This is a genomic window from Micromonospora sp. NPDC085948, assembly GCF_040686315.1.
Taxonomy (GTDB): Bacteria; Actinomycetota; Actinomycetes; order Mycobacteriales; family Micromonosporaceae; genus Micromonospora.
Genome location: NZ_JBFBJW010000002.1, coordinates 416835 through 430825 on the forward strand (window position 1 = coordinate 416835; position 13991 = coordinate 430825).

Annotated in this window: 14 protein-coding genes; 6 read left to right on the forward strand and 8 right to left on the reverse strand. The window is 71.4% G+C overall.

Features of this window, described 5'->3' with window-relative positions; translation table 11 throughout:
* Positions 1-9 precede the first annotated feature (9 nt).
* Genes AB0O48_RS07730 through AB0O48_RS07740 form a run of 3 tightly spaced genes read right to left on the reverse strand, consistent with a single transcriptional unit; the run spans position 10 to position 3888 of the window.
* Complete coding sequence (locus tag AB0O48_RS07730) at positions 10-975, reverse strand: sugar ABC transporter permease (protein WP_365063879.1); 966 nt, start codon at positions 973-975, stop codon at positions 10-12.
* Between the two features lie 6 nt (positions 976-981).
* Complete coding sequence (locus AB0O48_RS07735; RefSeq protein ID WP_365063882.1) at positions 982-2313, reverse strand: ABC transporter substrate-binding protein; 1332 nt, start codon at positions 2311-2313, stop codon at positions 982-984.
* A 60-nt stretch (positions 2314-2373) separates the two neighbouring features.
* A complete protein-coding gene (locus AB0O48_RS07740) occupies positions 2374-3888 on the reverse strand; it encodes an alpha-N-arabinofuranosidase (RefSeq protein WP_365063885.1) in 1515 nt (504 codons plus the stop codon).
* A 147-nt stretch (positions 3889-4035) separates the two neighbouring features.
* Here AB0O48_RS07740 and AB0O48_RS07745 point away from each other — a divergent pair, with 147 nt between their 5' ends.
* On the forward strand, positions 4036-5043 hold the full coding sequence (locus tag AB0O48_RS07745) for a LacI family DNA-binding transcriptional regulator (protein ID WP_357570870.1): 1008 nt from the start codon (positions 4036-4038) through the stop codon (positions 5041-5043).
* Between the two features lie 16 nt (positions 5044-5059).
* Here AB0O48_RS07745 and AB0O48_RS07750 read toward each other — a convergent pair whose 3' ends face one another.
* From AB0O48_RS07750 to AB0O48_RS07760, 3 genes are all read right to left on the reverse strand, one after another.
* The gene (locus AB0O48_RS07750; protein ID WP_357253915.1) at positions 5060-5785 is read right to left on the reverse strand and encodes a methyltransferase domain-containing protein; all 726 of its coding nucleotides are present in this window, start codon (positions 5783-5785) and stop codon (positions 5060-5062) included.
* A 338-nt stretch (positions 5786-6123) separates the two neighbouring features.
* Positions 6124-6432, reverse strand: a complete 309-nt coding sequence (locus AB0O48_RS07755; RefSeq protein ID WP_357253917.1) for a hypothetical protein — start codon at positions 6430-6432, stop codon at positions 6124-6126.
* A 38-nt stretch (positions 6433-6470) separates the two neighbouring features.
* Positions 6471-8108: an ABC-F family ATP-binding cassette domain-containing protein gene (locus AB0O48_RS07760; RefSeq protein ID WP_365063891.1), complete on the reverse strand. Its 1638-nt coding sequence runs from the start codon at positions 8106-8108 to the stop codon at positions 6471-6473.
* 62 nt (positions 8109-8170) lie between these two features.
* Between AB0O48_RS07760 and AB0O48_RS07765 the strand changes: the two genes are divergently transcribed.
* The 5 genes from AB0O48_RS07765 (at position 8171) to AB0O48_RS07785 (ending at position 11010) form a co-directional block, all read left to right on the forward strand.
* A complete protein-coding gene (locus AB0O48_RS07765) occupies positions 8171-8941 on the forward strand; it encodes an ROK family protein (protein ID WP_365063893.1) in 771 nt (256 codons plus the stop codon).
* A 99-nt stretch (positions 8942-9040) separates the two neighbouring features.
* Complete coding sequence (locus AB0O48_RS07770) at positions 9041-9409, forward strand: tetratricopeptide repeat protein (RefSeq protein WP_357370359.1); 369 nt, start codon at positions 9041-9043, stop codon at positions 9407-9409.
* A 122-nt stretch (positions 9410-9531) separates the two neighbouring features.
* A complete protein-coding gene (locus AB0O48_RS07775) occupies positions 9532-9786 on the forward strand; it encodes a Smr/MutS family protein (protein WP_007465523.1) in 255 nt (84 codons plus the stop codon).
* Between the two features lie 7 nt (positions 9787-9793).
* The gene (locus tag AB0O48_RS07780; protein WP_357253925.1) at positions 9794-10327 is read left to right on the forward strand and encodes an SUKH-4 family immunity protein; all 534 of its coding nucleotides are present in this window, start codon (positions 9794-9796) and stop codon (positions 10325-10327) included.
* Between the two features lie 77 nt (positions 10328-10404).
* Entirely contained in the window at positions 10405-11010 is a 606-nt protein-coding gene (locus tag AB0O48_RS07785) for a DUF2625 family protein (RefSeq protein WP_357253927.1), read from the forward strand.
* Positions 11011-11105: 95 nt separating this feature from the next.
* Here AB0O48_RS07785 and AB0O48_RS07790 read toward each other — a convergent pair whose 3' ends face one another.
* Both AB0O48_RS07790 and AB0O48_RS07795 read right to left on the reverse strand, forming a co-directional pair.
* The gene (locus AB0O48_RS07790; RefSeq protein ID WP_365063899.1) at positions 11106-11360 is read right to left on the reverse strand and encodes a hypothetical protein; all 255 of its coding nucleotides are present in this window, start codon (positions 11358-11360) and stop codon (positions 11106-11108) included.
* Positions 11361-11585: 225 nt separating this feature from the next.
* Positions 11586-13904 (reverse strand): M28 family peptidase, encoded by a 2319-nt coding sequence (locus tag AB0O48_RS07795; RefSeq protein ID WP_365064370.1) that lies wholly within the window; start codon positions 13902-13904, stop codon positions 11586-11588.
* Between the last annotated feature and the right edge of the window lie 87 nt (positions 13905-13991).

Sequence of the window (13991 nt, forward strand, 5' to 3'; positions counted from 1 at the left end):
GCGATCCCCTCAGTCTTCCTTGTAGCGGAAGAGGCGGAAGTTGGCGATGCTCACGACCGCCAGCAGCAGGGCGAACACGATGCTCATCGCGGCGGCGCGGCCGGCGTTGTTGTCGCGCAGGCCCTCCTCGACGATGAACCACACCACCGTGCGGGTCTCCGTGCCGGGCGTCCCCTGGGTGATCAGGAACGACTGGCCGAACATGTTCGCCGAGGCGAGCACGGTCGTCGTGATCACGAAGAGCAGCACCGGACGCAACCCGGGCAGGGTGACGTTGCGGAACCGCTGCCACGCGCTGGCCCCGTCCATCCGGGCCGCCTCGTACAACTCCGGCGAGATGTCCTGCAACCCGGCCAGGTAGATCACCGCGTTGAAGCCGGAGGTCCACCACACGGTCACGCCGACCAGCGAGATCCACGCCCACGGCATGTTCGTCACCCAGGGCGTGTCCGACGGCAACCCGACCACGCCGAGGAGCCGGTTGACCAGGCCCAGGTTGGCGTCGAGCAGGAACCGCCAGAGCAGGCCGATCACCGCGACACCCAGCACGTACGGCGCGAAGTAGACCGCCCGGAAGAACGTCCGGCCCGGGAAGGAGCGGTTGAGCAGCAGGGCCAACCCCAGCGGTACGACCACCAGCAGCGGCACCGACAGCACCGTGAAGATCGCGGTGGCGCGGATGCTCTGCCACCAGTCGCCGTACACGGCGGAGTCGCTGGAGAAGAGCTGCTTGTAGTTGTCCAACCCGACGAACGGCCGGTTGGGCAGCTGGAAGTCCCACTGGTGCACGCTCAGCCAGAGGCCGAGGATGATCGGCAACAGGCCGAAGACCCCGAACAGGACCAGGTAGGGGGCAAGGAACAGGTATGGCGTCGCCCGTCTGGTCCGACCCGCCGAAGCGGTCCGGCGGGCTTCGTTGGCCGCCGGGGGCGGCGCGTCACCGCGCGCCGCCCCGACCTCGATCACGTCCGCCACTGGTTATCAGCTCCCGTACTTCTTGCGGTTTTCCTCGAGCTGCTTGTTGGCCTTGGCCACGCCCTCGTCGAGCGCCTGCTGCGGCGTCTTCTTGCCGAGCGCGGCCACGTTGAACGAGTCGTAGAAGGTCTTGATGACCTCGCCGAGGCCCGGGGTCGCCGGCGGGAACGCGGCGTACTCCAGCTCGGGGGCGAGTGCCGAGATCTCCGGCAGCGCCTTGAAGTCGGCGCTCTCCCGGACGTCCTTGCGGGCCGGGATCTGGCCGCCCTTGGCCCAGTCCAGCGAGTGCTGGCTCAGCCAGTTGATGAAGACCTTCGCGCCGGAGACCTTGTTGGCGTTGGTCGCCCGCTGCTTCACGATCGTGAAGTTGTGCGAGTTGGCCCAGGCCGCCGGCTTGCTGCCGAGCTGGGGGAGCGGGGCGACGCCCCACTGCACCTCGGGGCTCTTCTTGAGGTCGTTGATCTGCCAGATGCCGTTGAAGGTGAAGGCGTTCTTGCCGCTCTTGAACGCCAGGTACTCGGCGTCCTGACCGACGTTGGCCGGCGAGTGGCCCTGCTTGATCATGTCGACCAGCCAGGTGCACGCCTCGACCGCCGGGCCGGAGTTGAACGTGGCCTTGGCCACCTCGGCGTCGAAGAGGCTGCCCCCCCACTGGTTGAGCAGGGAGTAGAACGTCATGCCGCCGGTGAACTGGAACGGGCTGAGCCAGAAGCCCTGCACGCCCGACTTCTTGAACTCGGCGAGCGCCGCCGTGAAGTCGTCCTTGGTGGTCGGCGGCTTGTTCGGGTCCAGGCCGGCCTTCTGCATGACGGCCTTGTTGTAGTAGAAGCCCAGCGGGTGCATGTCCAGCGGGATGCCGTACCGCTTGTTGTTGTAGAGCCCGCCCTGCCACACGGTGGGCGCGAAGTCCGCCTCGGAGAGCTCCAGGTTCTTGGCCACGTCGTCCAGCTCGCTGATCACGCCGCGGGCGGCGAAGGTGGCGAGCTGGTCCATGTGCATGACCGCGATGTCCGGGCCGTTGCCGCTGGAGGCCGCACCGGGGAGCTTGTTGTAGTAGTCCTCCCACTGGTACGTGGCCACCGACACCGCGATGTTCTGGTGCTCGGTGTTGAACTGGTTGACGAGCGCCTTGAAGATGTCCCCGTCGCCGCCGGTGAAGCCGTTCCACAGCTTCAGGTCCACCTTGGGGCCGGTGTACTCCTTGCCGCCGTTGCCGGCGGCCGGCCCGGAGGCGTTGTCATCGCCGCCGCCGCAACCCGCGAGGGTCAGCGAGGCCGCGGCACCGAGTCCGAGACCGAGGCCGAGCAGGCGCCGCCGGCTCATGTCGTTCTGGATCATGCTTTATCTCTCCTTGAGGGGGGACGGTATGAATTGTGCCTGCTCAGCCAGGTGCGACAGCTAGGCGCTGGCCGGGCCGAAACGGAGCACGCTCCAGGACACGGCGGGCAGGAGCACGGTGCACCGGCCGCCGTCGGGGGTGGGGATCGGTAGGTCCCGAGGCGTCACCCGGTCCGGCTCGGCCTCGGTGTTCGTCGCTGCCGGGTCAGAGCCGGCAGCGATGCACTCGAACGACAGACCGGACATACCCGGCATGCCGCGCAGGTCGATCTCCAGCGGGAGATCGGTGGAGTCCCGGTTGACCGCGAACACGGTCAGCTCACCGGTCTCCTCGTCGTGCACGGCGACGGTGTCGAGCACCGGCACGTCCCCGTACTTCTTCGTGTCGTAGCGCGGCGACACGGGCTCGGTACGCAGCACGGTGCCCCGCGCGTAGCGGGCGGTCAGCGCGAACGGGTGGAAGATGCTCTGCCGCCAGGCCGGGCCACCGGTGCGGGTGCGGATCGGCGCGATCACGTTCGCCAGCTGGGCCTGCGCGGCCACCCCGACCCGGTCGGCGTGGCGGAGCAGCGTGATCAACAGGTCACCGACGACCACCGCGTCGACGGCGGTGAAGGTGTCCTCGATCAGCGCCGGAGCCTCGACCCAGCCGCGCCGGTCCAGGTCGGCCTGGAGGCGGGACTCGTACCAGACGTTCCACTCGTCGAAGGAGATCTTCAGCTTGCGCCTGTGCCGCTGCTTGGCGGCCACGTGGTCGGCGGTCGCGACGACCTCGGTGATGAAGTTGTCCATGTCGACGGCCGAGGCCAGGATGCTGGCCTGATCGCCGTCGGACGGGTCGTAGTAGGTGTGCGCCGAGATGTAGTCGACGTGCTCGTAGGTGTGCTCCAGCACCGTCGCCTCCCACGAGGCGAAGGTGGGCATCCGCCGGTTGGAGCTGCCGCAGGCGATCAGGCTGATCGACGGGTCGATCATCTTCATCGCGCGGGCGGCCTCGGCGGCGACGCGTCCGTACTCGTCGGCGGTCTTGTGGCCGACCTGCCACGGACCGTCCATCTCGTTGCCGAGGCACCACAGTCGCACCCCGTACGGATCCTCGGCGCCGTGCTTGCGCCGCAGGTCGGAGAGCTCCGTGCCGCCCGGGTGGTTGGTGTACTCCAGCAGGTCCAGGGCCTCTTGCACCCCGCGGGTGCCGAGGTTGACCGCCATCATCGGCTCGACACCGGCCTCGGTGGCCCAGGTCATGAACTCGTCCAACCCGAACGCGTTGGTCTCGATCGTCTTCCAGGCCAGGTCGAGCCGGCGCGGCCGGTTGCCGACCGGGCCGACCCCGTCCTCCCAGCGGTAGCCGGAGACGAAGTTGCCGCCCGGGTAGCGGACCACCGAGACGCCCAGCTCGCGGGTCAGGTCCAGCACGTCGCGGCGCAGGCCACGGGTGTCGGCGCTGGGGTGGCCGGGCTCGTAGATGCCGCCGTAGACGCACCGCCCCATGTGCTCGACGAACGAGCCGAAGAGGCGTCGGTCGGCGGGGCCGATGGAGAAGGCCGGGTCGACCGTCAGCTGCGCGGTCCGCAAGGGGGTGCCACCTTTCCTCGTGCCGATGCCCGGGTGAGCGCAGTCACCGTTCACCCGGTGTCCACCGTTTCTACAACGTTGTAGGCAACGTTGTAAAGAGCAGGTGACAAGGTAGGGTGCGCTGGGTTACCTCGGGGAGGTTGCGGAGTGCGACACAGACTCAAGGACGTGGCCGAACGGGCCGGAGTGTCGGTGAAGACCGTCTCCAACGTCGTCAACGGCTACCTGCACGTCCGGCCGGACACCCGTGCCCGCGTCGAGGAGGCCATCGCCGAACTCAACTACCGGCCCAACCTCTCGGCCCGCCACCTGCGCAAGGGCCGCACCGGCGTGATCGCGCTGGCGGTCCCGGAACTGGACATCCCGTACTTCGCCGAGTTGGCCCGCTACGTGGTGACCGCCGCCGCCGCGTACGGCTGGACGGTGCTCATCGACCAGACCGGCGGTCGACGCGAACAGGAACGGGTGGTCGCCTCCGGCATCACCGACCACCTCATCGACGGGCTCATCTTCAGCCCGTTGGCACTCACCGCCGAGGACCTGGCCGGCCTGGACGGCACCCCCATGGTGCTGCTCGGTGAGCGGGTCGAGCACGGCCCCGCGGATCGCGTGGTGATCGACAACGTGACCGCCGCCCGGCAGATCACCGAGCACCTGATCCAACTCGGCCACCGCCGGATCGCGGCCATCGGCTCCCAGCGCACGGACGAGGGCGCGAGCGCCCGGCTGCGCCTGGCCGGCTACGCCGACGCGCTGCGCGCCGCCGGGCTCGACTACGACGAAACCCTGGTGGCGCCCGCGTCGGCCTGGCATCGCGCCGACGGCGCGGCCGCCATGCGGGGCCTGCTCACCTCCGGCGTACGCCCCGACGCCGTCTTCTGCTTCAACGACACGCTCGCCCTGGGTGCCCTGCGCGCTCTGCACGAGGCCGGCCTGCGGGTGCCCGAGGACGTGGCGGTGGTCGGCTTCGACGACATCGAGGACGGCAGGTTCTCCATTCCCACGCTCAGCACCGTCGCCCCGGACAAGGAGCGGATCGCCGAACTGGCCGTCGAACTGCTGGCCAACCGGCTGGACGGCGACCGCTCCGCCCCGACGAGAGAGCTCTCCGCCCCCTACCGCCTGGAACTCCGCGAATCCACCCGGACCCCCTGACGTCGGGCCGGGTGGGTCAGTCGAAGAAGCGGGCCAGGTGGGACTTTGCTGCGGTCTCGGCCTTCGGGGGCAGGGGGGTCAGGTCGGCGAAGATCGAGGCGCCGTCGCAGCCGGCGTGCAGGGGATACCAGCGCGGGGCGCCGGGTGGCCGGCCCTGGCAGATCCCCTTGAACGTCTGGACGTCCATCAGTCGGACGTGAGTCGGGTCGGCCACCGCGTTCACGTGCCCCCACCAGGGGCTCATCACGTGCAGCACGCCGCCTGGACGGAGTACCCGGTGGCACTCGTCCACCAGCGGCAGGAAGTCGATCAGGTGCTCCAGGATGTGCACCGCGAAGAGGACATCCACCGAATCGTCGGCAAGCGGTAGCGAGCCGGACAGGTCCGCGACCGCGTTCACCCCCGGCGCCGGGTAGATGTCCAGCCCCAGGTTGGTCGACCACTGCTTGGTCGGACCGCACCCGAGGTCCACCACGACCGGCGCCCGCCCGCCGACGCCGACCCGGCACCAGACGCCGTAGACGCCGGCCAGTCGCCCCACCAGGTCCCGCACCAGCCGCAGCTCGGCGGGCTCGGCCACGTCCCCAGTGAGGTGGGCCACCCCCCGGTCGAACCGCACCTCGACCGCCAGGCCCCGCAGCCGGTCGTCGTGCCGAGCCTGGTCCGCCCATGCCTGGGCGAGGGAATCGTCGATCGCCCGCAGCCGGTCGGCCGAGGGTGGAGTCTGTGCCAAAGCGACCATGCGGGCCACCTCCCGCCGCGCGATACCCGCAATCGCGCCCGCTATGCCCGGCTCGTCCGCGTCGTCGCCCCCTCCGGCGCGGCGGGCCATGGGCGTGTCGCAGGTTGCGGGGCAGGACGGCAATCATCTTGATGCCACACCGGCATCAAGATGACTCAGGGGCATCAGGCTCAACGGAGGCACGCCGTCCCGTGCCGAACCGCCACCGGTCAGATCGGCTCCTGCGAACACGCGGCAGGCCAGGTCGCCTCGCCGCAGGCCGGCGGTCGGCCTGCGAGAGCCTTTTGCCCCACGCCAACGGGCCGCGCCGGGCACTGGGCCGCGCCGCGCCGGTCGGGTCAGCCCGATAGGGTCCGACGGCCCCCGCGCACCCGCTGGCGGGGTTGCGGGGCGGCGGGTTTCGGCCGCTTCAGGTGGTAGCGGTGCAACTCGTGGTGGCCGGGCAGGGACGGGTCCTCGCTCATCGCGACCAACTCCCAGCCCTGGTCACCAGCCCGGTTCAGGTGGGCCAGCGAGGTGTCGCCGTACGGCGTCACGTCGACCATGGAGCCGTCCGGGCCGTACCAGACGAAGACGACCTCCCAGCCGAGGTCGTTGCTCGCCGCCTGGCGGCGGCGGACCAGCAGGGCGTACTCCCACTTGAGCATGGCGTCATTCTCACCCCGCGCGGCCGCGCGGGCACGGATCAATCCTCGGCGATCCGCCCGCCGTCCACCCGGAGCCGACGGTTCGTCTCGATGGCGGCCAACATTCGCCGGTCGTGCGTGACGAGCAGCAACGTTCCGGGGTAGGTGGCCAGCGCCGACTCGAGCTGCTCGATGGCGGGCAGGTCCAGGTGGTTGGTGGGTTCGTCGAGGACCAGCAGGTTGACCCCGCGGCCCTGGAGCAGCGCCAGCGCCGCCCGGGTCCGCTCACCGGGGGACAGGGTGGCCGCCGGTCGCGGCACGTGCGCCGACCGTAGGCCGAACTTGGCCAGCAGGGTCCGCGCGTCCGCCGGCGACATGTGCGGTACGGCCGCGTGGAACGCGTCGATCAACGGCGCGTCGCCGAGGAACAGCCCTCGTGCCTGGTCGACCTCGCCCACCACGACCCCGGGTCCGAGCGAGGCGGTGCCGGCGTCCAGCGGGAGCCGCCCCAGCAGCGCGGCCAGCAGGGTGGACTTGCCCGAGCCGTTCGCCCCGGTCACCGCCACCCGGTCCGCCCAGTCGATCTGGAGGTCGACCGGGCCGAGGGTGAACCCTCCCCGGCGTACCACCGCACCTCGCAGCGTGGCCACGACGGCGCCGGCGCGGGGTGCGGCGGCGATCTCCATCCGCAGCTCCCACTCCTTGCGGGGCTCCTCGACCACGTCGAGCCGTTCGATCAGCCGTTCGGTCTGCTTGGCCTTGGCGGCCTGCTTCTCGCTGGCCTCGGCGCGGAACTTACGGCCGATCTTGTCGTTGTCGGTGGCCTTGCGTCGGGCGTTCTTCACGCCCTTCTCCATCCACCCGCGCTGGGTGCGGGCCCGAGCTTCCAGCCCCGCCTTGGTGTCGGCGTACTCCTCGAATTCCGCGCGGGCGTGCCGGCGGGCTACCTCGCGCTCCTCCAGATAGGCCGCGTAACCGCCGCCGTAGTGGTTGACCTGCTGCTGCGCCAGGTCCAGCTCCAGCACCCGGGTCACCGTGCGGAGGAGGAACTCGCGGTCGTGGCTGACCAGCACCGTGCCGGCCCGCAGCCCGGTGACGAACTCCTCCAACCGCTCCAACCCGGCCAGGTCCAGGTCGTTGGTCGGCTCGTCGAGCAGGAACACGTCGTACCGACTGAGCAGCAGCGACGCCAGCCCGGCCCGGGCCGCCTGACCGCCGGAGAGCCCGGTCGTAGGGTGGTCCAGGTCGACCGCGAGCCCCAGGTCCGCGCTCACCTGCTCGGCGCGTTCGTCCAGGTCCGCGCCGCCCAGGGCGAGCCACCGCTCCAGCGCGTCGCCGTACGCGTCGTCGGCGCCCACCGCCCCGGCGGTCAGCGCCTCGGTCGCCGCGTCCAACGCGGCCTGCGCGGCGGTCACCCCGGTTCGCCGGGCCAGGAAGTCCCGCACGGTCTCGCCCGGCCGCCGCTCCGGCTCCTGCGGCAGGTGCCCGACGCTCGCCGTGGGCGGGCTGAGTCGCACGGTGCCGGCCTCGACCGGCAACAAACCGGCGAGGGTACGCAGCAGCGTCGACTTGCCGGCCCCGTTCGGCCCCACCAGGCCGACCACGTCGCCGGGGGCCACCACCAGGTCCAGCCCGGCGAAGAGTGGGCGGTCGCCGTGCCCGGCGGCCAGGTCCTTGACGATCATCGTGGCGCTCATCAGTTCGGGAGCCTATCCGGCCGCCCGCATACGACCAGCCCCCAGCGGGCAGACTCAACGGCGTGGTGACCACACTGGCGATCGACTGTGGCGGCGGGGGCATCAAGGCGTCCGTGCTCGACGAGGCGGGGACGATGCGGGCGCGACCCCTGCGCGTGCCGACCCCGTACCCGTTGCCGCCCGCGCTCTTCGTCCGGACCCTGCTGGATCTCGGTGGGCGCCTGCCAACGGCGGACCGGCTGACGGTCGGCGTACCGGGGATGATCCGGCACGGGGTGGTGGTGACCACACCGCACTACGTGACCCGCAGCGGCCCGCGCACCCGGGTCGACCCGGACCTGGTCGCCGAGTGGTCCGGCTGGGACGCGCGCGGCGCGCTGGCCGACGCGTTCGGGGTGCCGGCGCTGGTACTCAACGACGCCGAGGTGCACGGCGCCGGGGTGGTCGCCGGCACCGGCTGCGAGCTGGTGCTGACCCTGGGGACAGGGCTGGGCAGCGCGCTCTACGACGGCGGGGTGCTCGCACCGCACCTGGAGCTGTCGCACGCGCCGGTGCGGTGGGGCACCACCTATGACACGTACGTCGGCGAGCCGGAGCGGCGGCGGCTCGGCGACGCCTTCTGGTCCCGGCGGATCCGGCAGGTGGTGGACGGGCTCCGCCCGGTGTTCCGCTGGGACCGGCTCTACCTGGGCGGGGGCAACTCCCGACTGATCCGGCCCGAGCAGCTGGCCCGGATGGGCGACGACGTGGTGGTGGTGCCGAACACGGCGGGAATCGTCGGTGGCGTCCGCGCCTGGGAGCTGGCCGCAGGTCGCCGGGACGCGCGAACCTGACGTGATCTCGCCGGATCTCGGCCTCGGGAACAGTCGCCAAACGCCTGACGTTGTGCCAGCGTCGGAACAGGTGACGGTGCGACCCGAGGAGGTGGGCAGATGGATCTTCTGGCGGACTACCGGCGGGCGACCATGTTCTTCGAAACCGGTGACCCGAGCGGGGCAGCCCGACTGCTGGAGCCGATCGTCGACGCCGAACCCGGCAACGCGGCGGTTCGGCAGTTGCTGGCTCGGGCGTACTTCCAGTCGGCCCAGCTCAACCGGGCCGAGGAGCACCTGCGCGAGCTTGTCGAACGGGACCCGAGCGACCACTACGCGCACCACGTGCTCGGTCGGACGCTGGAGCGGCTGAACCGGCACACCGACGCGCTGCGGCATCTGCGGATCGCCGCCGCCATGTACGCGACGAACGACGACTACCGGATCGCGCTGGAGCGGGTGGAAACCCGGGTGGGCGGCACGCGCTGAGCGTGGACCGGTGACGGTGCGAGGGGCGGTCCTGCGGGGCCGCCCCTTCGTCGTCCGGCGGGCTTACCGCCGGGCGTGCCTAGGATGGCGGACATGGGACCTGACCGGGCGGGGGCCGCGGCATGAAGCTCAAGCTGGACCTGCACGAGATCTTCAACAAGGGGCAGGACATCGACCGCGCGTTGCGCGGGATCATGGACGAGGCGGTGGCGAAGAAGGCCACCCTCGTCGAGATCATCCCCGGCAAGGGGTCGGGACAGCTCAAGAAACGGGTGCTGCGGTTCCTCGACCAGAAGGACGTCAAGCAGCTCTACCACCGCGTGGAAAAGGACTCCAAGAACTTCGGCCGCCTCTTCGTGCACTTCCGCTGGAAGTAGCGACGGCGTGCCCGCTGATGATCTTCTGCTGCCTCCCGCGTTCGACGCGATGACGGCCTGGGCCGGTACTGGGCGGGTGGTGCGTGCCACCGAGCAGGACGTGGCGACGTGGCGGCTTCCCGAGCCGCAGAAGGCCGCGCTGAGCTCCTCTGGCGTACCGCTGATCGATGGCCTCGTCGGCGCGGTGTCATTCGAAGCGGAGCCGACGAGGTACCGGTTGGCGAGCGCCGACGATCCCCTCTGGGGGTACGGCGCCGCGCCGGGGACCGGTGAGGTGCACCTGTGGTCGTCGGACGGCGGCGCCGCGTTCGTCAACTCGACGATCGTCCACTGGCTGTGTTCGCTGCACATGGTTGGTAGCTGGCTGACCAGCTCAACCGTCATCGACCGCTGGGACGAGGACGGACAGGCGGAGGAGCAGGCGCTCGCAGAGATCGCCGACCTGTTGGAACGCATCAGGGACCTGGACCCGCCCGCGTACGGGGACGGCGACCACACAACCCACTTCTGGCCCGGAGTGCTCGACCGGTGGCTCTACTGATCGAGGCAGACATCGTCTTCCTTGGTTTGTGGCAGGCCCGCACAGCCACGTGTTGATGCTCCTGGGAGGCTGCGGGGGTGGAACAGTCTGCGTGGGCCGAAATTTCGGCGTTGGCGGCGGCGGCTCCGTATCCGGTGGAGGTGTTGCCGGTCAATCTTGAGCGGGCGGCAGCTTGCTTGGCAGCCTTGGAAGTCACGACCAGGTCGTGGCTCGGTGCCGTGGTGGCCAACAGTGGCGGGCTGGTGATCGATCACGGTTGGCTTCGGGTGCTCGGCGGCGGGCACGACGCGCTGCCGGATGTTGCCGCCGAGATGGTTCCTGGAACTGCTCATCTGGTCGTCGCCTTCGATGTGATGGGCGGGCAGTTCGCGTGGTTGCAGGCGGAGCCGGGAGCACGGCCGACGGTGCATTACTTCGGCCCGGAGGACGTGGCTTGGCAAGACCTTGAGCTTGGGTATGGCGACTGGCTGGAGGCGATGCTCGCTGGCTCATTGACTGGCTTCTATGAGGGTTTGCGCTGGCCGGGCTGGGAAGTCGAGGTGGCCAACGTCGCCCTGGATCAGGGGATCCACACACTGCCGCCGCCGTGGACCAGGGAGGGCAAGGATCTCTCGGTGGTGTCCCGTAAGCCGATCCGGCTTGCTGAACTCGTTTCGATTCACCAAATGGTCGCTGGCAGATGACACGGGCGCCGGGGGCCCCTCCGGCTAGTTTCGCGGTGCCGGAACCCCAGGTGGGCATTCGATCAGCGCGGGAGTGATCTCGCGGGGGCACCGCACTACGTGACCCGCAGCGGCCCGCGCACCCGGGACTCGTTGCTTTTCCAGCCCTTCAGGCTCAGGGAGTCGGTCGCCCATGGCTCGGTCTCGTGGGCGACCTGTTCGGCCCGCTCCACAACCGAGTCCCGAGCCCTGTCGTGGCCTGAGGAGGCGCACCCGGCGGACCGCAGCACGACGAGCAGCGCGCCGACGCCGATCCGCCCCCAGCGAGCCGGATCGAGCGCCCGTCGACTGTCGATGATGTGTCGCGGCATGCCGCCAGCACATCCTCGATCCCGTCGGCGCGCACCCGTCCCGGTACTCAGCGCGGGCCGCTGCTCGTCGTGGCTCGGCCCGCCGACCATCGCTCGATCCACGCATGATCGTGCCCGATCCTGGTTGTAGTCCCCTCGCTCGTGGTCGAGGGCACTCTTTCCTGGATCGAGCACGATCTTGGGTGGGCCGGCCGAGCGCGGCCGGCCGGACCACCGTGTCGTCTGTCAGAAGGGGTACGTGCGGGCGACCGCCAGCATCTCGGAGCTGTGCGACCCGACCACGCCGACGGCCGGCGGCCGGGGGCGGAAGCCGGGCAGCGCGTCCAACCCGTCACTGGCGTCCATGGCCCGCAGCGCCACCTGCCCGGCGGTGGGCCGCAGGGTCAACGTGACCTCGATGCCCTCGGTGGGCGGGGCGTGGAACACCAGCCCGAAGCCCCACCGGCCCGCGCGGGGCTCCACCGGCACCGCCCGCCCGGCGACCTCGGCCCGCAGGACGGTGGCCGTCGACGTGTCGACGTGCAGGGTGGCGAGCCGGGCGGCCCGCTGCGGGGTGAGCCGCAGACGCAGCGTGCGTTCCCCGCCGGACGTGGTGTCGCCCAGCACGTCCAGCTTCGGCGCCGGCAGGTTCGCCGGCTGTGCCGGCCCGGCCCGCAGCTCACCGTCGCCGAGCCCGGGGAAGTCGTCGCCGACGTCCGCCGTCCCGTCCACGTAGCCGTCCGTCCACGACTGCGGGTCACTTTCGTGGCTGAGCCAGCGGGCCTGGCCGGTGCCGGCGTCCATCGCGTACATCAGGTGGGTCGGCGCGGGATGCGCGGCGTCGAACCGGTCGACGCCCAGCCCGACCCCGGCGAGCACCACCGTCGCCACGGCGGCGGCCACGGCCGGCAGCAGGCCGAGCCGGCGCGCCCGCAACGCCCGCACGCCGCGCTGGCCGCCGGCCTGCGGGTGCAGCAGGTCGACCACCGGCAGGGCGGCCAGGCCGAGCAGCACGGCGACCAGCGCGGCCACCCCACCCATGCCCATCCCCAGCGCGGGGAAGAGCAGCACCACGGTGGGCAGCAGGATGACCACACCGACGGCCGCGGCGGCGGTCACCGCCACCACCGGCCACGGCCCGGTCTGCCGGGTACGCAGCGCGACCAGCCCACCGAGGGCACCGGCCAGCGCCGGCAGGGTGGTGAGGTACGCCCCGCCGGGCACCGCCACGGCGAGCAGCACCCCGAACAGGGCCAGCCAGGCCAGCCCGCCGACGGCGAGCGCGGCCGGGCCGATCCGGCGGCGCAGCAGCGCGTACCAGGCGAACAGGATGGCGGCGGCGAGCGCCACGACGGCCAGGCGGTACCAGACCGGGCGGTACGGGTCGAGCAGTTCCGCGTACCCCGGTCGGATCGTGGTGATCGCCAGCCAGAGCAGTTGGGCCGCGACCGGCGCGACCACGATCGGCGCCAGGGCCAGCCCGAAGCCGGCGGCGAGCCGGCCGGTGCTGGCCCGGCCCCGTCGACGGACCAGCCAGCCCAGCGCGGCCACCGCGGCCACCGCGAGCAGGGCCAGCGGCAGGGTGAACGTGCCCGGGTAGTGGACCAGCCCGCCGGGGACCGGGAAGTACGTCGCGTCGTGCCCGGAGCGCAGCTCGGTCAGGTCGGTGCGGCCGAACTCCCGGGCCAGGCCCAGCGCGTTGTCGCCGTGCTGCTGGAGGCTGCCCCGGTCCATGGCCGCCGGCGTGTCCAGCGGGGTGTGGTAGATCGCGCCGCCGTCGATGTACGCCGAGTTCAGCCCGACGAACTTCTGGTCCAGGAACGCGGTGAAGTCGGTGTCGTTGGGCAGCGCCCGGTAGATCTCCACCGCGAACGAGGTGCCGACCGGGTGCGGGGCGGCCCGGCCGAAGACGTCCACCAGTTTCGCGTTGTTCCGGGACGTCTCGAACATGATCACCGGACCGGTGGAGCCCCGCGCCTCCAGGTTGAGCACCACTCCGCCGTCGGCGGCCAGCGGGTGGCTGGCGGCGAACGCGGACGCGCCGCAGAGGCACGCCTCCTCCGCGTCGGTCAACACGAAGACGATGTCGTTGCGAGGCCGCGGACCGGTGGTCAGCGCGCGGGCCACCTCCAGGATGGCCGAGGTGCCGGCCGCGTCGTCGTTGCCGCCCGGCCCGGTCTGCACCGAGTCGTAGTGGGCGACCAGGAAGACCCGGCCGGTCGAGGCGGTGCCGGGCAGCCGGGCCACCACGTTGCGGACGCGGGCCAGGGTCGCCCCGCCCGCCGCGCCGCTGAGCTGCCCGGCCTCCGGGGCCACGGTGTCCTGCACCTCGGTCTCCAGGCCCAACCCGCGCAACTGCTGCTCAAGGTGCGCCCGGACCTGGTCGTTGGCCGGGCTGCCGGCGACGTGCGACCGGGCGGCGATCACCTGGACGTCCTCGTACGCCCGGCCGGCGCTGAACTCGCCCACCGGCGCGTCCGCCGGGTTCGGCGTCGGCGTGCGCAGGTCGAGCAGGCTGCCGGCGCCGATGGCGGCCAGCGCCACGAGCGCCGCCGCGGCGGCCACGAGCCGCCGGTGCGGCCTGGTCAGCGCACGATCCGCAGGGGGTACGCCCGGAGCAGGACGGGCCGGTGTGCCAGTCGGGGCCGGGGT

Excerpts from the sequence above, each read along its gene's own strand:
- AB0O48_RS07735 (WP_365063882.1), bottom strand. The coding sequence starts at position 2,313 with ATGATCCAGAACGACATGAGCCGGCGGCGCCTGCTCGGCCTCGGTCTC.
- AB0O48_RS07750 (WP_357253915.1), bottom strand. The coding sequence starts at position 5,785 with ATGGTCGCTTTGGCACAGACTCCACCCTCGGCCGACCGGCTGCGGGCG.
- AB0O48_RS07755 (WP_357253917.1), bottom strand. The coding sequence starts at position 6,432 with ATGCTCAAGTGGGAGTACGCCCTGCTGGTCCGCCGCCGCCAGGCGGCG.
- AB0O48_RS07760 (WP_365063891.1), bottom strand. The coding sequence starts at position 8,108 with ATGAGCGCCACGATGATCGTCAAGGACCTGGCCGCCGGGCACGGCGAC.
- AB0O48_RS07770 (WP_357370359.1), top strand. The coding sequence starts at position 9,041 with ATGGATCTTCTGGCGGACTACCGGCGGGCGACCATGTTCTTCGAAACC.
- AB0O48_RS07775 (WP_007465523.1), top strand. The coding sequence starts at position 9,532 with ATGAAGCTCAAGCTGGACCTGCACGAGATCTTCAACAAGGGGCAGGAC.
- AB0O48_RS07790 (WP_365063899.1), bottom strand. The coding sequence starts at position 11,360 with ATGCCGCGACACATCATCGACAGTCGACGGGCGCTCGATCCGGCTCGC.